The organism is Methylocystis sp. MJC1, from assembly GCF_026427715.1.
Taxonomy (GTDB): Bacteria; Pseudomonadota; Alphaproteobacteria; order Rhizobiales; family Beijerinckiaceae; genus Methylocystis.
On sequence record NZ_CP107558.1, the window covers coordinates 2,500,035 to 2,520,036 of the forward strand.

The following is a 20,002-nucleotide window of genomic DNA, read 5'->3' on the forward strand; positions in this document are numbered from 1 at the left end:
GCTAATTCCTTTTCATGGCCGACCAATATCACAGCTTCACGGCGCTCGCCGCGCGCGAGGTCAAGGATGTACACTACCGCATCCGGCTCACGGCGCGTCCTTCTCCGATCGCCATCGTCGCGCCGCATGGCGGCTTCATCGAGCCGGGCACGTCGGAGATTGCCGCGGCGATCGCCGGCGAGACGCATTCGCTCTACTGTTTCGAGAGCCTGATGATGCGCGCCAAAGGCGACGGGTTGCATATCACCTCGACGCGTTTCGACGAGCCGCAAGCCTTGCTGCTGGCGGCGCGTTCGGAAATCGTTGTCGGCGTGCATGGCCGGAAGAATGGCGCGGACCCGGCGGCGGTCTGGGTCGGCGGCCTGCACGAGGAATTGCGCGACGCCATCTGCGCCGCGCTGACAGTCTGCGGATTTGGAGCCAAAGCCGTCGGAGAGGGGCATCCGCTCGCGGGTCGCGATCCCGCCAATATTTGCAACAAGGGGCGCCTCGGCGCCGGCGTGCAACTGGAGCTGCCAAGAGCGCTCAGGATCGCCTTTGCGAAGGACGCGGCAAATAGCCGCGCCTTCGCCGAGGCTGTGCGGGGAGCGCTGCGAAGCTGAAGGGATTTTCGAAAAATATCCCGGGGATGGCGCAGCATGCCGCTTATTTTGGCGCGGTCTCAGATTTACTTCCAGCGCCCTTTAGCCTAGCCGTGCTGTGTGCTGAAAAGACGCACGGTCCAAAAATGCGGCCAAAGGAAAAAAACGATGTCGCTTCCCAACCAGCCTTCCAAAATGAAGCCCCTGTTCATCGCTCTGGGCGTCATTGCGCTCATTGTCGCGCTCATCACCCAGGCTCCGCACCTGGTTCGGGCGCTGTCCGCTTAAGTTAGATCAGAATGCTTCGGGCTCGAGCTGGAAGCGCTTCCGGGGTCGCCATGGCGACCCCGTTTTCGTTTGGCGTCCAGCTCTGCGGCTGAAGGACTGGCGCTCAGCCTCTCCGCTTCTTCCCTGCAAAGGGATTATCCCCCGCCCGCTTCGAGATGCGGATCGGCACGCCCGGCAGATCGAAGGTCTTGCGCAGCCCGTTGATCAGGAAGCGCTCATAGCTTGCCGGCAATTCCTCGAGCTGATTGCCGAACAGCACGAAATGCGGCGGGCGGGATTTGGCCTGGGTCATATAGCGGATCTTGATGCGCCGGCCGGAAACGGCGGGCGGCGGCGTCTCTTCCACCGTCTGCAGCAGCCAGCGGTTCAAGCGCGCCGTGGCGATGCGCCTGTTCCAGACCTCATGGGTCGCGACGATCCCCTCCATGAGCCTGTCGAGCCCCTGCCCCGTCGCGCCGGAGACCGGCACAACCGGACAGCCGCGCACCTGCGGCAGCAGCCGCTCGGCGTCTTCGCGCAGCTTTATCAGCGTCGCGCCCTTGTCCTCGATCAAATCCCATTTGCCGAGGCCGATCACGAAGGCGCGGCCCTCGCGCGCGGTGAGATCGGCGATGGTCAAATCCTGCTTCTCGAAGGGGATCGTCGAGTCGATCAGCAGGACCACCACTTCCGAGAAACGCACGGCGCGCAGCGCATCGGCGGCCGAGAGCTTTTCGAGCTTGTCGATCACCTTGGCGCGCTTGCGCAGGCCCGCCGTGTCGAAGAGTTTGATCTTGCGGTCGCGCCACAGAAAATTGACGCCGATGGAATCGCGGGTGATGCCCGCCTCTGGCCCGGTCAGCAGGCGCTCCTCGCCGAGAATGCGATTGATCAGCGTCGATTTCCCGGCATTGGGCCGCCCGACGACGGTGATGCGCAGCGGCTTGGTGACGTCGAGATCGCTGCCGTCCTCCTCGTCGTCATAGAGGTTTTCGTCCTGCTCTTCCTCTTCCTCGGCAGGCTCGGCGGTCTCTTCGGGCAGCGCCTCGCGCAGCGCAGAGTAGAGCTCACTCATGCCCTCGCCATGCTCGGCGGAAAGCGGGACCGGGTCGCCGAGGCCCAGCGAATAGGCCTCGAAAGCGCCCGCCTCACCCGCCTTGCCTTCCGCCTTATTGGCGATGAGGATCACCGGCTTGGCGGCACGGCGCACGAGATCGGCGAAATATTTGTCGTCCGGCGTCACGCCGACGCGGGCGTCGATGACGAAGAGAATGGCGTCCGCGGAGAGGATGGCGCTTTCGGTCTGGGCGCGCATGCGCCCTTCGAGGGTCGCGGCGGCGCCCTCCTCCAACCCGGCTGTGTCGATGATGGTGAAGCGCAGATCGGCGAGCTTGGCCTCGCCCTCGCGGCGGTCGCGGGTGACGCCAGGGCGGTCGTCGACCAGCGCCAGCTTCTTGCCGGTCAGCCGGTTGAAGAGCGTCGACTTGCCGACGTTGGGCCGGCCGATGATGGCGAGCGAGAAGGACATTTCTTCAGTTTTCTCCGGAAGACCAGCGGGCATAACACAGATAAGCCGGCGGACGACCAGTTTACCCAAAAAAATGGCCCCCTCCCCAACCCTCCCCCGCTTCGCGGGAGAGGGAGCAGATTGTGGCCTTCATCGACAATGCCGATCAGGAGCGTCCCCTCTCCCGCGCAGCCCGTCGAAAGACGGGCGTCCTTCGGACGCCCTATGCGGGGGAGGGACAGGGAGGGGGTCGCGGGGATCATAAGCCGGTCCGCGCGCTGCGCCGAGCCGGACCGATCGAAGCCCCAGCGGCGTCCGTCCCCTCAACTCAGACCGGCCGGCCGATGCTGACGTAACGCAGGCCGTAACGCTCCGCTTCTCCGACCGGATAGACGTTACGAAGATCGACCAGGATCGGGTCGGCGACCAGTTCCTTCACCCGGCCGAGATCCAGGGCGCGGAACTCGTCCCATTCCGTCACCAGCGCGACAGCATGGGCGCCCGTCACGCAATCATAGGCGTTGCCGGCGTATTCGATCGTCGGCATGAGCGCCTTCGCCTGCGACATGCCTTCGGGATCGTAGCCGCGCACGGTCGCCCCCGCGTCGAGCAGCGCCTGCACGATCGCCAGCGAGGGCGCGTCCCGCATGTCGTCGGTATTGGGCTTGAAGGTCAAGCCCAACAAGGCGATCGTCTTGCCGCGCACCGAGCCGCCGCAGGCCGCGATGATCTTGCGGCCCATGGCGCGCTTGCGCTGATCGTTGATGCTGACCACGGTTTCGACGATGCGAACGGGCGCCTCGAAGTCGTGGCCGGTCTTGACCAGCGCCAGCGTATCCTTCGGGAAGCAGGAGCCGCCATAGCCCGGCCCGGCGTGCAGGAACTTGGAGCCGATGCGCTTATCGAGGCCGATGCCGCGCGCGACATCCTGCACATTGGCGCCCGTCGCCTCGCACAGATCAGCGATCTCGTTGATGAAGGTGATCTTGACGGCGAGGAAGGCGTTGGCGGCGTATTTGATCAGCTCTGCAGTCCGACGCTCCACAAAGACCATCGGCAGGCCGTTGAGCGAGAGCGGGCGATAGATCGCCGCCATGACCTCGCGGGCGCGCTCGCTCTCGACGCCGAGCACGACGCGGTCAGGCCGCTTGAAATCTTCGATCGCGGCGCCTTCGCGCAGGAACTCCGGATTGGAGACCACGTCGATCTGCAGGCCCGGGCGCGTCTCACGCACGATGCGCTCGACCTCGTCGCCGGTCCCCACCGGCACGGTCGATTTATCGACGACGACGAGCGGCCCGGTGGCGGCGCGCGCAACTTCAGCCGCAGCCGCGAAAACATAAGAAAGGTCCGCATGGCCGTCGCCGCGACGTGAGGGCGTGCCGACCGCGATGAAGACCGCATCGACGCCCGCCACGGAGGCTTTCAGATCGGTCGAAAAGCTCAGACGTCCGTCGCGAACGTTGCGCTCCACCAGTTGCTCGAGACCCGGCTCATAGATCGGCATCACGCCCGCTTCGAGGGCTTTGATTTTCGCCTCGTCGAGATCGACGCAAACGACCGTATGGCCGAAATCCGAAAAGCACGCCCCTGACACGAGACCCACGTAACCACTGCCAATCATTGCAATGCGCAAAATCCACTCTCCCTCGGTTCGTGGGGGCGTTCGGCCGACAGGCTCTCGCAGCGGAAGGAGTTCCGCACAGGCGGGTTAGCTACCCAGTATTACAGATTCTTGTCAGCGATCTCTGGCAGGCTTCCTTACAGAAGGGAGGCGGGAAAGTCGACTTGGGCGTTGGGGTGTGGGGCGAGGCCGGGGCTCTTTGGACCCGAATCGTATTGACAATGTAGATACAACCCACCATCTTTCCCCCATGTCTCGTTCCTCCTCTTCCGATAGCTTGGAAGCTGCCGCGCGCCCATCGACGGCCGATGCGAAAGCCAGCATCAACCTGCGTATCGAAGCGAATACGCGCCAGCTTATCGACGAGGCTGCGGCGGTCCTCGGAAAGACGCGCACGGAGTTCATGATCGAGAGCGCCCGAAGGCAGGCGATCGACGTGTTGCTGGATCAACGGCTGTTCGCGCTCGACCCGGACCGTTACGACGCCTTCATGCGCGCGCTCGACAATCCGCCGGCGCCGGGACCGAAGCTCGAGTCGCTGCTGCGCCGGGTTCCGGCATGGGGGAAGTAGCGCGCGCCGCGCTTTCGGCGCCCGTTCCACTTACCGCCGAACATGATCTCTCCGATTTCGACTGCGGCGAACCCGTCCTGAACGATTGGCTGCGGCATCGCGCGCTCAGAAACGAAAGCCGCTTTTCGCGAAACTATGTGGTCTGCGCGGGCAAGCGTGTGGTCGCCTATTACTGCGTTTCGGCCGGGGCCGTGGAACGCGCCGCGGCGCCCGGCAAGATGCGCCGCAACGCCCCCGACGCCATTCCGGTCTCGGTGATCGGGCGTCTTGCCGCGAGCCGGGAGCATGCGGGCAAAGGACTCGGCGCCGATTTGCTATCCGACGCCCTGCGCCGCATCACGGCGGTATCCCAGAGCATCGGCGTCGCCGCCGTGCTGGTGCACGCCAAGGACGAGGCGGCGAAGCGGTTTTATCTGCGCTGCGCGGAGTTTATCGAGTATCCGGCGGATAGCGGGATTTTGTTTTTGCCGATTGAGACGGTGATTCGGTCGCTAGTTTAGGAGTCGGCCGCCCGGTTAAGCTTCGACCATTAGATCAAAACCTCTTCAGGTCGAAGACCGCTCGGTTCGCCGCAGTTTATCCCCCAAACCGCCAACGTCCTCGAAGAACCAACATGTTGTCCCCCTATTTGACTCATAAACGAAGTTTCGCAGCGGCTCACTTCGAGCCAAGGCGCTTTCTATGTCGCCAATGATCGCAAGACAAAGCCGGTAGTTGACGAATTTTTGGATGAGCAAACCGGCAAACCCGGTTCTCAATCGGAGGAAATCTTCCGTAAGGCGTTCGATGGGCAAAACGACGACATCGGCTCGCTGACCAAGAGCCTCGCTTACGAGATCGTTGACCTCTGCTTCGGCGGAAATTCGAGGGCCCTCCGCGCCGCAACTGAATACGCGGACCCCGCTAATGAGCAAAACGTTACCATTCATAGAACCGTTCTTTCTGTCAGCCGCGTAGAAAATCGAACACGATCTCGCGATGCAAAAGAGGATATTTCGTTGAACAATCGTTTCGTATTGATCTCCGGCTGTTCCGGCGGGGGCAAATCGACCCTGTTGGCCGAACTGAGCGCTCGCGGCCATGCCGTTGTCGAGGAACCGGGCCGTCGCATCATAGCCGAGGAACTGGCAACCGCGGGAAAAGCTCTCCCTTGGGTCGATCAAGCGGCGTTTCTTCGTCGCGCCATAGATATGGCTTTGGCCGATCGCATTTCTGCAGCGGCTCATGAAGGGTGGGTGTTCTTCGACCGCGGTCTTGTGGATGCTGCGTCCGCGTTGGAGACTCTTACGGGAGAGCCGGTGCTGCGTCCTCTTTGCACAAGCCAGCGCTACCATCGCCGAGTCTTCATGGCTCCACCGTGGCCCGAAATCTATGTGACGGACCCCGGCCGCCAGCACGGATTCGAGGCTGCAACGGCGGAGTATCATCGCTTGATGACGGCGTTTCCCGCCCTGGACTATGACGTGATCAACTTGCCGCAGACTGCGATATCGGCGCGCGCCGATTTCGTGCAGGCGTGTCTCGGGAACGTCGCCTAGCCAAGGCAAACCGCTAAAAGCGGATAGCCCGCCAAACGCGAAACCACCTCATTTCATTCCCACTCTATTGTTTCCAACCCGTCATCAAAGCGTATCATCCCGTCGATAGCTCCTGTTTTTGTAGGACTTTTCAACAGGGGCAATAAGCATGGAGACTAATCCGCCGGAGCGAGCCAGGGGGCGGATCAGCAGGTTTTATCTCCGATGGGCGCTGGTCCCGATTGTCTTGGCGTCGGGTTTCGCCGGCCTTGGATATGAAATCGTTTGGACCCGCATGTTGAGCCTTGCGCTCGGTAGCGAGATGATGGCCGTGCTCGGGGTCGTCGCAGGGTTTTTCAGCGGATTGGCTCTGGGCGCCTTCGTTCTCGATCCGTTGATCAGGAAAGCGCGAGCGCCCTGTCGCGCCTATGCGGCTCTCGAAGCCGCGATCGGGACTTGGGCTGTCGTGAGCGCCTGGCTGCTTCCGGGCGCCGCTCGGATCATGCCGGAGTTGGTTGGCGCCGAGCCGTCGCCGCTTGCGCTGTGGTTCGCCAGCTTTGCCCTGCCGGCGCTGGCGCTTCTCCCGGCGACGGCGGCGATGGGCGGAACGCTGACCGCGCTCGACCGTCTTACCGCGACGATCGAGGGCGACGCCCATGCGAGCGCCGGCGTCTATGGAGCCAACACCGCCGGCGCCGTCGCGGGCGCCCTGGCCTGCGCATTTCTTCTCGTGCCGCAACTGGGCTTGTCGAACACGCTCTTTGGCCTTGCCGGATTGAACGCGCTCTGCGCTTTCGGCGCCCTCGCCTTGCAAAGAGACACCGACGAAGCGGCGGAGCCGACGATCTTGCGGCCGGCGCCGGACGGTGCGCGGCGCCTGACGATCACCTTGTTTGCGACGGGCTTGCTTGGGATCGCCTTCGAAACGCTCGTCGTTCGGCTTGCGGCGCAAATCCTTCAGGATACCGTCTACACTTTTGCCGCCCTGCTTGCCGCCTACCTTCTTGGCGTCGCGGCCGGCGGGCTGCTGTGGCAAAGGTTCGGGCGGCAAGGCGATCACTCGAGCCTCGGCTGGCTTTTGGCGGCGAGCGCTTTTTCCTGCCTTTTGACCGCAGCTTTCGCGCCCTTTGGCACACCCCTTGCCGAAGGCGCCGCGGCAAGCGGCGTCATTGGCGAATTTGCGGTTGCGATCGCGTTTTTCTTGCTCCCATCATGCGCAATGGGCGCTCTGTTCGGCTATTTGGCTCAGCAAGCGCGTGACGCGCGTGGTTCGCTGGGCTGGGCCGTCGGCGTCAATAGCCTCGGGGCCGCGCTGGCCCCGCTGGCGACCGCGCTCATTCTCATTCCCAGCTTCGGCGTCTGGCGTGCGCTGGCGCTGGTGGCGCTCGGCTATCTGCTGTTGCTTCCACTACGCCAGGCGTCGCTTATCGCTCTTGCCGCGCCCGCTCTGCTCGGCGTGTTTTTATTCATAAGGCCCGAGCCGTCCTTGATACGGCCGCCCAATGGCGGCGCCGTGCTGGCGACACGCGAGGGGCCGATGGCGACGGCGAGCGTCGTCGATGATGCAGCGGGCGTGCGCTATCTCGATATCAACGGTCATTTTCGCATGGGCGGCACGAGCTCCGCCCGTTCGGATTATCGGCAGGCGATATTGCCGCTGCTTCTACATCCGGCGCCACATCGGGCCCTGTTCCTGGGCGTCGGCACGGGCGCGACGCTCATAGGCGGCGCGATGATGCCCGGCGTCGAGGCGCATGGGGTGGAGCTTCTTCCCGAAGTGGTGGAGTTGCTGCCCTGGTTCGCCAATGAGACGCAAAGCGTCGCGCTTCCCAAAGTGACTGTCGCCGATGCGCGTCGTTACGTCACCGCCGATCGCGAACATCACGATGTCATTATCGCCGACCTCTTCCACCCCGCTCTGGACGGCAGCGGCGCGCTCTACACCACCGAGCATTTCGCCGCGGTGCGAGAGAGATTGGCCCCCGGCGGGATTTTTTGCCAGTGGCTGCCTTTGTATCAACTCGATCTGCCCTCGCTACGCGCCATTATTCGCAGCTTTCTGGAAGTCTATCCGGGCGGCTCAGCTTGGCTCAATCATTATAGCGTGCGAACGCCGATGCTGGCCCTCGTCGGTCCGCGCGACGCGGGTGCGCCCGCGTTCGACACGCTTGCAACAAGACTCGACGAACCTTCGCTCGCTGCTGTCGTCAGACCGCTCGGGTTTATCGCGCCAATCGACCTCCTCGGGCAATTTTTAGGTGGACCGCGCGCTTTGGCGGCTTTCGCTGGGGACGGGCCGCGTAACACTGACGACAGGCCTTTCGTGACCTTCGACGCGCATCGCAATGTGGCTGCATTGACCGCCCCGCCGTGGAAGACTCTGCTCGCCGTCTCGCGCGGGATGATCACTGACGCTGGCGAGCTATTGCCTGCCGGAAGGCAAGACGCTTTTGCCGCGCGTCTCGCCTCCTATTGGCGCGCGCGCAATCGCTTTCTGGAGGCCGGCGCGGCCTTGCCGGGAGAACCGCGCGGGCGCGCTCTGATCGACGCCGCATCGCAAGGGCTACTCGAGACGCTCCGGCAGAGTGAAGAGTTCGAGCCGGCTTACGGCCCTCTGATCAGCATGGCGCGAGCGTTGATTGCGTCGGACCGCGCCGCAGGCGTCGCGCTGCTGCGCGAGATCGACGCCGCGGCGCCTATGCGCGGCGCCGCTCGCGAACTGCTGGCAAGGGACGCCAGCCGGTGACGCCTTGCGAATGACGGACAAGACTCTCACGGCGTGAATTTGATCTCGTAGCCCCAGCAATCCAGCCTGTCAGGGATGGCGTTGAGCGCCACTGTGACTCTGACGTCGCCCTGGTTCTTCGGAACCTCGTGATAGAGGTAGCTTGGGAACAAAATCAGGTCCCCCGGCTCGGCCTCGGGCACCACATATTTTCCGGCGTTGAACGGCCCCACTGCCGCCGAGCGCGTGTGATGCCGAAAAGAAAATTCGAATCCGCCCGGCGGCCGGACAAACGCCGTGCGGCTGCCGGGATGCGACGGCGTGAGATAAAAAACGCCCGACGCAAAACTATTGGCGTGCGAATGAAGCGCCTGGCTGCCGCCGGGCTCCAGCACATTCGTCCACATTTCCTTGATGGTCCACTGCAGCCGCTCGCCAAAGAGGAGCGCGCCGAAGTCGGCGAGCTTGGGAATCGCCAGCTCGGAGAGCTGCTCGAACAGCTTATTGTGGCGCGGGTCGGAGATCTGGGTGTGAAAGAGTTGATCCGACCGTAGATTTTTCTCGATCGGCGCGTCGCGAATTGCGGCGACAGCCGCGGCCACCAACTCCGGGCTCAACACGCCCGGACAACGCATGAGCGGAATGGGAAAGAGCGGTTCGACTTGATCCATGGCTGAGTGACTCTGCGCTGCTTGATCGCCGTTTATGAACGCTTATGCGAAGATTGCACAAGGGGCGTCAGTGGCGAGATTTCTCATGCGCGTGTTTGCTCTCCGCAGCTTTGGAGCGCTCCGGCTGTTTCGCTGGCAATTGATCGGGCCGAAGGACGTCGATCTTGTCGTTTGCGGCGTGACGCTGCTCGCGAACCTCATCCGCAGCGCGCTCCGCCCAATAGAGGCAGTCGTCGAATTCGCCATTTCCGGCTTCGGCCATCGACTGATGCAGGTGTCGCTCAACGATATAGCGGGACGGATGATCCGCAGGCAAAGGGTTAGCCAAGGCCCGCGCTTTGTCGACAGCGGCCACGCAATCTTCCTTGGTCGGCTCGTCATCGGCTGCGCTTGCTTCTGTCGCGGTTGGCGCGACTGCCAGGTCCGCGGCCGCCTCGACAGGAGCCGGCGCCGCTTGCGTGACTTTGGCTGCAACATCCTCTTCGGGCGCAAATCGCCACAAGGCGGCAGCCAGGACGCCGATCGCCAAGGCGAGGAGAAGGGGGAGAAGAGACTGGAGGCGCAAAATTCAGGAACCCGGTTAGCAGAATGGAAAGCCGGCGGCGCACACGACGCCGCCGGCATTAGTTTCGTTCTCGAGCCGCGAGATTAGTCGCGCTCGGCGTGCTGCTCGTCGTCGTGATCGTCGTGATCGTGCTTGCCGAGACGCTTCGCGAGTTCCGCATTCTTCTCGACGAGGAGCTTGGGCGAGCCCGCGGGCCGGAAGAAGATCGGGTTCGCATAGAACCAGAGGTTCGACCACGCCTGAACGTCGTGAGTCACCTTCTTCACGCCGCCAACGGATTCGAGATGGGCGGGGCAAGCGGGATCCGCGCAATCGACGAGAGCGTTGTTCTTGTCGAGCAGCGGATTGCCGGCGGCGTCCGTCACATTCGGGGTCGCAAGCGGGATATTCGTGCCGCGCGCGCGAATATAACCCGGCTCCGATCCCATTTTCAGGGTCGCCTCGAAGGACAGGCGGACCGAACCGTCGGCCAGCTTCTTCGACTTCATGTCCTTGGAGACGATCTGCTGATAGAGCTTCGCGTTCGGATTGTAGACGATGTCGGCGCCGGCGACGCCCGCGGCGTTCGAGACCGCGTAGCCAGCATCGCCCGGCTGGAGGACGCCGGTGATCTTGCTGGTGATCAGATCGACGTGATCGAGCGACGGCTTGTCGAGCGGCTGCTTGAGGCCGACCTGCGCCAACAGCGGGTTAGCGAAGCTATAGGGGCTGTTGTTCTTGGCCGGGATGGTCATTTCCATCTCGATCTTGATCGTCTCGCCGGGCTTGGCGACGATGGTTTCGCCCATCGTCTTCCACTCGCCCTCCGGGCCCTTGGCGCGGAAGACCAGATCGGGGCCGACGACGTCGCCGCCCACCGAATAGGAATTGCCCCTCCGCATGCCGTCGACGATGGACTGATTACGGAAGCCTTCGGTCTTGGGGACATAGAGCTTCGAGTATTCACCCGGAATAAAGTCCGCCGTGGTGGCGCGGTCACGCGCGCCGAAGGCGCCGCGCGAATGCCAGTCGGAGCTGATGAACATGAAGAAGTTGCGGCCCTCGCCCAGCATGCCGTCCCAGAGGCCGCCGATCTTCGCGTTGTAAACGCCGACCATGCCGTAAGTGCCGCCGCCAACCGCGTTGGGGCCATAGGAGCCCGAGCCGCCGGTGAGTCCGCCCTCGGCCATATGGCCGGGCGATTCGATGCCGAAGGCGACCGTCGGCCCCGCATTGTTGAAGTCGCGGAAGTGCTCGATGTTATAGCCCTTGCTGGCGGTCGCCGAGAACGGGCCCTGGCGTTCGGTATGCGTGGGGACCGCATAGGACTGCAGCGGGAAATTCGCCTGCAGCCACTTGACGCCCTCGAGCGCCTTGCCATGGCCGGCGACGCCGCTGTTGTTGACGGTGTCCTTGCCGGTCCAGATCGGATTGCCATTGGCGTCGACCGGGCCGATGGCGTCGCCGTCGTTGCGGTCGAAGCGGAATTCGAATTCGGCCATCTTGTCGGCGTTGCCGCCGCCGTTGCGCGGGCGCTGACCCGCGATCACCGCGACGTCCGTATGCTCATGGCCGGGCACGACCCATTCCAGGCCTTCCACGAGCACCTTGTTGTACTGCGCGGTGCGATCGATGATGACCGGATATTCCAATTCCTTGATCGACTGCCAGCGCCACATCTGCGCGCTGGTCCCCGTTCCATTCGGGGTGCCCTTGAGGCTGGTGATCGTGATGCCCTGGATCGTCTGGCCGAGCGTCTGCGACCAATAGGTCGTGGTTTCGCCCGGCAGATTGGCGCTCGTGTCGGCGAAGCGGCAGTCGCGATTGCCGGAGCCACCATGGTTGCCGAGCGTGAACCAGTCGAGATCGAAATTCACGCCGCCAGCAGGCGCCGCGCCCTTGCCGACCGCGCGATCGATCGTATAGCCCGCGGCTACCGAGCCGTCGGTGCAGGTGTTGTGGTTGTGCATGTCGCCGGCGACATACGGATTGTTCTTGCGGTGGCCTTCGTTGCTTTTTTCAGCCGTGGCGGACGAAGCGCCAAAAGCGAGCGAAACAGACGCCGCCGTCAGCAAGAGCGCCTTTGTGGAACGCTGCATGATAACCCCTCGATAAAATCGACCCAACCCCGGGCGAACGCCCGTGGATGGCGCGGCAAGTAAGGGGTGAAAACAACAGACGTGTGAATGTTTTTTTACAGTGGGGCTGGTTTTAGCCCTTGATCGAATAAATGAATTTTTCGTTCGCCCCGGTGACAGAACGTTTGTGGCGATGCATAAGGAGCCCCGTCAACTCGGCGCAAGAACTTCTACGTCGAAGACGAAAGAGAGAGCCGCCCCCTGTCACAGGTCGGCAATAAAACATTACAGGGCGAAGCGAGCGAGGAAAGGATGTCGACCCCACAATCGACTGGTTCAGCGTTAACGAGAACTCTTTTGCGCGAGCCTTTGCTTCATTTTGCCGTCATCGGGGCTCTGATCTTCGCACTGGATGCGGCATTGCATCCGCCGCCGAAAGACGAACGCGTCATCACTGTATCGAAGGCGCTACGCCAGTCCTTCATCGACAGTTTCGACGAGGACAAGGAGCGCCAGCCCACAGACGCCCAGTTGCAGAAAATGATCGACAGCTGGGTTGCAAGCGAAATTCTATATCGCGAGGGAAAAGCGCTCGGCGTGGATCGCGGCGACGACACGATCCGCGATCGGATCGCCTATAAGCTTCAATTGCTCATTTTCGATCAGATCCGACTGCCACAGCCAACCGAAAAAGATTTACGCGACTGGTTCGAGAAGAACAGAGACCGGTTCGACGAACCGGAGCGCGTCGGCTTTTATCTGACGCCTGCGGCCGACGAGGTCACGGCGCGCCGGCAGCTGGAAGAAATCCGCGGCCAGCACGAGTCGGAAGAGCTTCAAAAGCAGACGCGCGCAATTCTCGCGCGCCCGATCGGCAGCATTGCGCCGGCGTTCGGCGAAAAATTCCGCGACGCGCTTCTCGAGCTCCCGCAGGGAGAATGGGCCGCGCTCCAATCAAAGGAGGGATGGCATGTCGCGCGGCTCGACTCGCGCCGTCCTGGTCAGCGCGCAAATTTCGACGATTTCCGCGACGAAACCCTGCGCCTGTGGCGCGCGGATGAAACGCGCACGCGCGCCTGGGAGGCCGTCAACCGATTGAAGGCGTCCTATACAGTGCGGATAGAGCAGTGAGCGCCTTGCTGAGACGTCTTGCCGCCCTACTGGTTTTCGCGGGGACAATGCTTCCTCTTGCGCTTCACGCCCATGAAACGTCGTTGGGCGTGCTCGAATTTCGCGAGGTGCGCGCTGGCGCCTTCGTCGGCCGCTGGACGATGGAGCCCTCGATCGGCGCGGCGCGCGTCGATCTTCGCGCGCCCGCTCACTGCTTTCTGCGATTGCCGGAATTGAACTGCGGCGAAAAAGGCCTCGTCGGCCCGATCACGATCGGCAACCTCGGCGCGAACATGTCCGCGGCGCTGATCAAGATCATTCCCATCGCGGGCGAAGAGCGCAGCTACACGCTTACCACGGCCAATCCCACCGTCACCGTTCTCGGTCAGGGAGCGCCAACGCTTCAAAGCTGGATCGAGCTCGGCGTCACTTACGTCAACTACGGTATCGATCACATCCTGCTCGGCGCCGATCATTTGCTGTTCGTTCTCGGTCTGATCTGGATCGTGGGCGGCGGCTGGCGGCTGGTGAAGACCATCACCGCCTTCACGGTCGGCCATAGCGCCTCGCTGGCCGCCACGGCTTTCGGGCTGATCGGCGTGCCGGAACGGCCTTTGAACGCCTGTATTGCCCTCAGCATCGTTTTTGTCGGCGTCGAAATCGTAAAGAAGCAACGCGGCGAAACGAGCCTGACCGAGCGCTACCCCTGGGCCGTCGCGGGCGCGTTCGGACTCGTCCATGGCATAGGTTTCGCGAGCGCGCTTGCAGCATTGGGGATCGAGCGCCGCCTGCTGCCGGCGGCCCTCGCCTTTTTCAATGTCGGCGTCGAGATCGGGCAGCTTGCATTCGTTCTCTTGGCGCTCGCTCTCATTTGGGCGCACCGTCGTCTCGGCGCCTTGCTGCCGGAAAGGGCCGCCTTCGTTCCGGCTTACGCGGTCGGTTCCGTTGCAATGTTCTGGTTCATCGGCCGCTTGTTGCGCGTTCTGGCAATCGGCTGAGTGGAGCGTCCTCATGTCCCATTACCGTCGGTCCGTTTTTTCGATCCTGATCTATTGGGGGATCGCCTCTCAGGCCGTCGCACATGAGCAGGCAGGCGTCGAGGGCGGTCTCGCCAGCGGCTTGCTCCACCCACTGAGCGGGGCCGATCATCTGATCGCCATGGTCGCCGTCGGCCTGTGGGGCGCGCAACTCGGCGCGCCGGCGATATGGCTGCTGCCGATCACCTTTCCGCTGGTCATGGCGATTGGTGGGGTTCTCGGCGTTTTGCATATTCCGCTGCCCGCCCCTGAATTGGCGATCGCGCTTTCCGCTCTTGTTCTTGGCGCGGTCGTTGCGACCCGCTTTCGCGCGCCGCTTGCTGCTTCCGCAGTTCTCGTTGGGCTCTTCGCGATCTTCCACGGACATGCGCATGGCGTTGAGCTTCCGAGCGCCGCGCATCCCCTGGCCTATGGCGTGGGCTTCGTCACGGCCACCGGCCTGCTTCATCTGTGTGGAATCGTTATCGGCGCTTTGTCGCGCTGGCCGCTGGGCGAAAGGCTGATCCAGGCGCTCGGCGCCGCAATCGCCGCGCTCGGCTGTTACTTTCTAGCGCTCAGCGTGGGAGCCGCCTGATGGCAAGCTGGCGAACAAAGGCCTTTACCGCCGCAGCGGCGCTGCTCCTTTGGGCAGGGCCAGCGGACGCGCACATCATCGGCGCGCGGCTCGGCGATTTTTACGCGGGCGCGGCGCATCCTTTGTCCGATCTTCAAGACGTCCTTCTTTGGGTGGGCCTGGGCTTACTTGCGGGCGCGCAGGGGCCATCGGCGGCGAGGCCGCTCGTCTTGTTGTTCCCACTGGGGCTTCTCGCCGGCTTGGGCCTGCATATGGCCACGAATGTCTCGTTCGACGACGCATTGGCGGCCGCGGGAACGCTTGTGGCGCTCGGCCTACTGTTAGCGACAGAGCTGCGCATTCACCGGGTCCTTCTCGCCGCAATGGCGATCGGACTGGCCGTCATGCGCGGCGCGTCCAACGCCAGCGGCATGACGCAAGAGACCAACGCCCTTCTCTTTGCCGCCGGATTAGCGCTCGCGGGCTATGTCACAATCACGCTATTTATGGCTGCTACAGCCGAGTTCAAGAAAGGGGACGCCAACTCCCCAGCCTGGCGACGTATCGCATTGCGCGCTCTTGGCAGCTGGATCGCCGCCATTGGACTGATGATGGGCGGGCTTGCCTTCGCGCCTTGACCGGCGAAGCCCGAATCTCGGGCCGCGTCCAAGAATGGGCCCCGCAAAGTCCGATGCAGCACCTTCGCGTTCCTGGTTTAGCGTTCCTTTCAGCTGCGCTCTGCCTCACCGGCGGACAAGGGTCCGCAATCGCGCAGCAGGCCTTGCCCACGATCCAGATCGGCGCCGCGCATCGACAGCGCGCGACGGCTCCGCGCCCTGCAGCGCCAACCACCCGTCCCGTCGTAACGCGCGCCAATCTGCCTCCCCCGGCGCCGCAAGCCAGCCCTGCCCCGGCGCCGCAGCCCGAGCCAGACGCCCAGCGCGCCCGGCTCGACCGGCTGCTGCCGAAGATCGGCTCCAATGTTTACACGCTGGATCGCCGCGCCATCGAAGCGCTGCCGCAAGGAAGCCAGGCGACGCTCGATCAAATTCTGCTGCAGACCCCGGGCGTGACGCAGGACTCGGCGGCGGGCGGCAGTTTCCATATCCGCAACGAGCACGGCAATGTGCAGTATCGCGTCAATGGCGTGCTGCTGCCCGACGGCGTCACGGGTTTCGGGCAAGTCATGGACACCGGCTTTATCGGCTCGGTGTCGCTGCTGACCGGCGCTCTGCCCGCCCAATATGGACTTCGCACGGCGGGCGTCGTCGACATCGTCTCGCGCCCGCCGCCGCCAACGCCCGGCGGCGCTGTCGGCATTTACGGCGGCAGCCATGCGACGGGGCAGACCACCTTCGACTACGGCGCCAAAACGGGCCCCTGGCAGGTCTTCGCCTCCGGCCGCCTGAACATGAACAATCTTGGCCTGCAAAACACCACGCCGAGCCATGAAGCCTTGCATGATCGTGCGCGGCAAGAGCGGTTTTTCGGCTTCGCGTCCTATGAGATTGACGCCGCGACCAAGTTGAACTTCCTCACAGGCTCGTCGGTCGCTCATTATCAAATTCCCAACACGCCAAACCAGCCGCCGCAATTTGCTGTCTGCGGGTTTGATCAATTCAACTCGGGGAAGCTCAACGAGAACCAGATCGAACGCACTTTCTACAATGTGCTGGCTTTATCGAAGTCCTATGAAAACCTCGAGGCGCAGGTCTCGTATTTCTCACGCTATTCGACGGTCCATTATCTTCCTGACCAGCTCGGCGATCTCATTTTCAACGGCGTCGCATCGGACGTCTATCGTGGCAGCCTCGTCAACGGCCTGCAGGGAGACGCCGCTTACCGTATCGATGAAAGCCACACGTTGCGCGGCGGCTTCATAGGCTTCGCCGAGAAGACGAATGTGGTGAATTCGTCGTCGGTTCTGGCGCTCGACGGCAATGGCGATCCATCGGCTTTGCCCGTCCTTGCCTATGACCCTAACAGGAAGGTCGGCTGGTTCGCGGGTGGCTACGTCCAGGACGAATGGAAAATCACCGATAAGCTCACATTGAACGCCGGCGTCCGCTACGACAGCATGTGGCAATATGTGCGAGCCGATCAGCTGAGCCCGCGCGCATCGGTTGTTTTCAAACCCACTGCCGATACGACCTTCCACGTGGGTTACGCGCGTTATTTCACGCCGCCCTCGCAAGTGCTCGCCGCGCCGAGCAACCTCTTCGCCTACAACAACACGGTCGCTCAGCCGACCGTTCCTCGGTCGAGCTCGGTTCGGCCGGAACGATCGCATTATATCGATGTGGGGATCACCCAGAAGCTGACTCCGGAGCTCGAAGCGGGGGTGGACTTCTATTACAAGCGCGCGCGCAACCTGCTCGATGACGGACAATTCGGCCAGGCCTATGTGCAGACCGCTTTCAACTACGAACGCGCCTATAACAGCGGCGTCGAACTGAAGGCGCTCTACCAGCGCGCCGACTTCAGCGCCTACGCCAATCTCGCCTGGGCCCGCCAGCGCGCGACGCAGGTCACCTCGAACCAGTATCTCTTCGACCAGGAGGAAATCGACTATATCGCACGCCATTACATCTATACGGATCATGCGCAGACATGGACAGGTTCAGCCGTCGCGTCCTATGTCTTCGAGGGCGTGCGGGGCTCCATCAACATGATCTATGGCAGCGGCGCCCGCAGCGGCTTCGCCAACACGACCCACGTTTCGCCCTATACTCAAGTGAATCTGGGGCTCTCGCGCGAGATCGGGACCGTTTTCGGCAAGCCCCTGACCCTGCGCTTCGACATCGTCAATCTCCTCGACCACGCCTATCAGCTGCGCGACGGATCGGGGATCGGCGTCTTCGCCCCGCAATATGGGCCCAGGCGCGGGTTTTTCGTGGGGCTAAAGCAAGGGTTTTGACGCCTGGGATTGACCTGCACGCTTCATGCGCAGGCACGCTATCGCCTGTCGGGCGTATCGACGCCGAACCACTTGGTTTTTACCTGCTCGAAATGGACGCCCGGATCATGGAGGGCGACGTCGAGCTGCAATTCCTTCGCCGAGAGGCGACCAATCGAGCCGAGCGCGGCATAAGAGGCGACGACGCGGTCTCGTTGCGACACCACCAAACTCACGCGCGCATTGAGCAGCGCTTGCTGCGCATTGAGCACGTCGAGCGTCGTGCGCTGGCCGACCTTCGCTTCTTCACGCACGCCGGTGAGCGCAGTTTCCGCTGCTTTCACCGCCGCCCGGCTGGAGATGATCGAGGCTCTGGCGGTTTCCAGCAGTCCGTAGCTCGACACCACGCTCGCGCGCACGCTATCGCGCTGCAAATCTGCGTTGAGCCGCGCTTGGCTCAATTGCTCTTTTGCCTGACGGATCGAGGCATATTCCGAGCCGCCCTGATACAGCGGCACATTGAGCTGAGCGAAGGCGGCGGCGGCGAACTGACGCGATCCTGGAACGCCGAGAAAGGAATCCCATTGTTGGGAAACCTGGGCGTTTACTGACAGGGTGGGCGCCAGCGCGCTCTCGGCGACCTTCACCGCGGACTCCACCGCGTCCGCCTGATGCAGCGCTGCAACGACGCCCGGATGTTCGACGAGCGCAATCTCGATCGCTTGCTGGAGCGAGCGTGGCAGAAGAGGTTCGAGCGAGCGTCCCGGCTCCAAATGCATGGGCTCGACGCCGATGATCTGACGGTAATTGGCGATGCTGTTTTTCAGTTGCGCTTGCGCGGCGTAGAGCTCCGATCGCGCCTGGGCGACGGAGGCCTCCGCCTGCGCCACGTCGGTGCGCGTCACCTCGCCGACCTGAAAACGGTCCCGGGTCTGCTTGAGCTGTTCCTCCAGCACGGCGATGTTGTTCTTGCGCAGATTCACGACCGCAGTGTCGCGCAGCACATTCATATAGGCGGTGGCGCCATTTTGCAGGGTCGCTTGCTCGGTGAGCCGCATGGTCGCGCGCGCGGCGAAGACGCCCGACTCGGCCTGTCTCACCGAATTGCTCGTGCGGCCTGCGTCGAAGATGCTTTGCGAGATGTTGAGCGCCGCGCCGCGCGGATAGCCGGTATATTCCTCCTGCGTGAACTGACGCTGGCCGGTCATTGCGTTTCGCCCGGCCGGTAAGCGCAAATTGCCATAATAGGGACCGGCGGAAGCCTGGATATTGACTCTGGGCCGCATCCCGGCGGCCGCCTTGGGCATGTCCTCGTCCCGGACGCGGACGGCGGCGCGACTCTGGTTGAGGTCCGGATTGCCGGCATAGGCGCGCGCCAGCGCGGAGAGAAGCGTTTCTGCCGAAAGAGGTTCCGTCATCCCAAGCGACAAACCGCCGAGCGCCATCACGAAGAAGCACATCCGCTCGCGGTGGACCAAACGGGAAATAGACCCTGCGGTCGCTGCCCCAGTCTTCTTGAACATATTTTTCCCTAAAAGTTTCACTTGAGCGGCAAGGTGACTCCCGAGGCGGAAGTCGTTGGCAGTTTCGTCGGAGCGAGTTCAGAGGCGGAACGGGGCGGTCACGACGCGCCTGCGATCAGCGCCCGCGTTCCGGCGCAGCAACGACTTCGCGAATCTGTTTGGCCGCCGCATCCAAAAAGGCCTGAGCGAGATCGGGGTCGTTGACGACGCGCGATAGCGTCAGGGCGCCAACCATCGTCGAGAGAACGGCCATGGCCTCGCTCTTGGGGTCCGAGGCGTTGGGCTCCGATCCGTTGGTCTGGGCGATCGCGTGGTCGAGGACGTCGAGAATCGCCTTCACGCCGGCTTCGAATGACGCCTTCACTTCGGCGCCCTGTCTCGCGGCGTCCGAGCCGAGCGCCACAAGCGGGCAGCCGTCCATCTTTTCTTCGCGGTGGCCCATGCTGAGGTAGAACGCCATCACCGCGCCAAGCGGATCCTCTGGTTCGGCCGCGACCGCCGCCGACCATCGGTTGAAGGCGCTTTCCCAGGCCCGCCTGGACGCCTGCGCGGCCAAGTCCTCCTTCGACGCGAACTGCTTGTAAAAGGCGCCTTGGGTCAGGCCGGCGCCCTTCATCAGATCCTTCAGGCCGATGCCGTCAAAGCCGTGCTCCCGAAAGAGGCGGCTCGCCACATTGATTACTGTCTCGCGGTTCTCCGCCGCCTGAGTGCGACTCACGCGCATCCCCGACCTCCATTTTTAGATTGCACTCGAAATCTATACGAGATAGAGTTCGAGCACAATCTAATTTTTGTTTG

General features: G+C 63.0%; 18 protein-coding genes. 10 read left to right on the top strand and 8 right to left on the bottom strand.

The window, feature by feature from the left end:
- Positions 1 to 14 precede the first annotated feature (14 nt).
- The gene (locus tag OGR47_RS12210; RefSeq protein WP_165051726.1) at positions 15 to 602 is read left to right on the top strand and encodes a poly-gamma-glutamate hydrolase family protein; all 588 of its coding nucleotides are present in this window, start codon (positions 15 to 17) and stop codon (positions 600 to 602) included.
- A gap of 370 nt (positions 603 to 972) precedes the next feature.
- Here the strand turns inward: OGR47_RS12210 and der are convergent, their stop codons facing one another.
- Both der and OGR47_RS12220 read right to left on the bottom strand, forming a co-directional pair.
- Positions 973 to 2,376: a ribosome biogenesis GTPase Der gene (der, locus tag OGR47_RS12215; RefSeq protein WP_165051728.1), complete on the bottom strand. Its 1,404-nt coding sequence runs from the start codon at positions 2,374 to 2,376 to the stop codon at positions 973 to 975.
- Between the two features lie 307 nt (positions 2,377 to 2,683).
- On the bottom strand, positions 2,684 to 3,991 hold the full coding sequence (locus OGR47_RS12220) for a UDP-glucose dehydrogenase family protein (RefSeq protein ID WP_165051731.1): 1,308 nt from the start codon (positions 3,989 to 3,991) through the stop codon (positions 2,684 to 2,686).
- A gap of 238 nt (positions 3,992 to 4,229) precedes the next feature.
- Between OGR47_RS12220 and OGR47_RS12225 the strand changes: the two genes are divergently transcribed.
- Together OGR47_RS12225 and OGR47_RS12230 are read left to right on the top strand one after the other, a co-directional pair.
- Positions 4,230 to 4,550, top strand: coding sequence for a DUF1778 domain-containing protein (locus OGR47_RS12225; RefSeq protein ID WP_165051733.1), 321 nt, complete (start codon positions 4,230 to 4,232; stop codon positions 4,548 to 4,550).
- The gene (locus OGR47_RS12230; RefSeq protein WP_165051735.1) at positions 4,538 to 5,050 is read left to right on the top strand and encodes a GNAT family N-acetyltransferase; all 513 of its coding nucleotides are present in this window, start codon (positions 4,538 to 4,540) and stop codon (positions 5,048 to 5,050) included. Before OGR47_RS12225 ends, OGR47_RS12230 begins: the two co-directional genes overlap by 13 nt.
- A 45-nt stretch (positions 5,051 to 5,095) precedes the next feature.
- On the opposite strand, the gene OGR47_RS12235 is transcribed toward OGR47_RS12230, so the two are convergent.
- Complete coding sequence (locus tag OGR47_RS12235) at positions 5,096 to 5,632, bottom strand: DUF4180 domain-containing protein (protein ID WP_306792333.1); 537 nt, start codon at positions 5,630 to 5,632, stop codon at positions 5,096 to 5,098.
- Between OGR47_RS12235 and OGR47_RS12240 the strand changes: the two genes are divergently transcribed.
- Positions 5,549 to 6,088 (top strand): AAA family ATPase, encoded by a 540-nt coding sequence (locus tag OGR47_RS12240; RefSeq protein ID WP_206527440.1) that lies wholly within the window; start codon positions 5,549 to 5,551, stop codon positions 6,086 to 6,088. The genes OGR47_RS12235 and OGR47_RS12240 overlap by 84 nt on opposite strands.
- 148 nt (positions 6,089 to 6,236) lie before the next feature.
- Positions 6,237 to 8,813, top strand: coding sequence for a spermidine synthase (locus OGR47_RS12245; protein ID WP_165051740.1), 2,577 nt, complete (start codon positions 6,237 to 6,239; stop codon positions 8,811 to 8,813).
- 26 nt (positions 8,814 to 8,839) lie between these two features.
- Here the strand turns inward: OGR47_RS12245 and OGR47_RS12250 are convergent, their stop codons facing one another.
- The 3 genes from OGR47_RS12250 to OGR47_RS12260 all read right to left on the bottom strand — a co-directional run bounded on the left by OGR47_RS12250 (position 8,840) and on the right by OGR47_RS12260 (position 12,106).
- Complete coding sequence (locus OGR47_RS12250) at positions 8,840 to 9,463, bottom strand: putative 2OG-Fe(II) oxygenase (RefSeq protein WP_165051742.1); 624 nt, start codon at positions 9,461 to 9,463, stop codon at positions 8,840 to 8,842.
- Positions 9,464 to 9,530: 67 nt separating this feature from the next.
- Complete coding sequence (locus OGR47_RS21800; protein ID WP_306792334.1) at positions 9,531 to 10,028, bottom strand: hypothetical protein; 498 nt, start codon at positions 10,026 to 10,028, stop codon at positions 9,531 to 9,533.
- Between the two features lie 83 nt (positions 10,029 to 10,111).
- Positions 10,112 to 12,106: a hypothetical protein gene (locus OGR47_RS12260; RefSeq protein ID WP_165051744.1), complete on the bottom strand. Its 1,995-nt coding sequence runs from the start codon at positions 12,104 to 12,106 to the stop codon at positions 10,112 to 10,114.
- Positions 12,107 to 12,442: 336 nt separating this feature from the next.
- On the opposite strand from OGR47_RS12260, the gene OGR47_RS12265 reads away from it, so the two are divergent.
- Genes OGR47_RS12265 through OGR47_RS12285 form a run of 5 tightly spaced genes read left to right on the top strand, consistent with a single transcriptional unit; the run spans position 12,443 to position 17,702 of the window.
- Positions 12,443 to 13,216, top strand: coding sequence for a peptidylprolyl isomerase (locus OGR47_RS12265; RefSeq protein WP_306792335.1), 774 nt, complete (start codon positions 12,443 to 12,445; stop codon positions 13,214 to 13,216).
- A 47-nt stretch (positions 13,217 to 13,263) separates the two neighbouring features.
- Entirely contained in the window at positions 13,264 to 14,193 is a 930-nt protein-coding gene (locus OGR47_RS12270; RefSeq protein WP_165052012.1) for a HupE/UreJ family protein, read from the top strand.
- Between the two features lie 13 nt (positions 14,194 to 14,206).
- Complete coding sequence (locus OGR47_RS12275) at positions 14,207 to 14,806, top strand: HupE/UreJ family protein (protein ID WP_165051749.1); 600 nt, start codon at positions 14,207 to 14,209, stop codon at positions 14,804 to 14,806.
- Positions 14,806 to 15,423 carry a HupE/UreJ family protein gene (locus OGR47_RS12280; protein ID WP_165051751.1) on the top strand — a complete coding sequence of 206 codons (618 nt, stop codon included), beginning with the start codon at positions 14,806 to 14,808 and terminating at the stop codon, positions 15,421 to 15,423. The genes OGR47_RS12275 and OGR47_RS12280 overlap by 1 nt, the downstream gene beginning before the upstream one ends.
- Before the next feature lie 53 nt (positions 15,424 to 15,476).
- Positions 15,477 to 17,702: a TonB-dependent receptor gene (locus tag OGR47_RS12285; RefSeq protein ID WP_165051753.1), complete on the top strand. Its 2,226-nt coding sequence runs from the start codon at positions 15,477 to 15,479 to the stop codon at positions 17,700 to 17,702.
- Between the two features lie 38 nt (positions 17,703 to 17,740).
- Here OGR47_RS12285 and OGR47_RS12290 read toward each other — a convergent pair whose 3' ends face one another.
- The gene (locus OGR47_RS12290) at positions 17,741 to 19,141 is read right to left on the bottom strand and encodes a TolC family outer membrane protein (RefSeq protein WP_165052014.1); all 1,401 of its coding nucleotides are present in this window, start codon (positions 19,139 to 19,141) and stop codon (positions 17,741 to 17,743) included.
- Positions 19,142 to 19,319: 178 nt separating this feature from the next.
- Positions 19,320 to 19,928: a TetR/AcrR family transcriptional regulator gene (locus OGR47_RS12295; RefSeq protein ID WP_165051755.1), complete on the bottom strand. Its 609-nt coding sequence runs from the start codon at positions 19,926 to 19,928 to the stop codon at positions 19,320 to 19,322.
- Between the last annotated feature and the right edge of the window lie 74 nt (positions 19,929 to 20,002).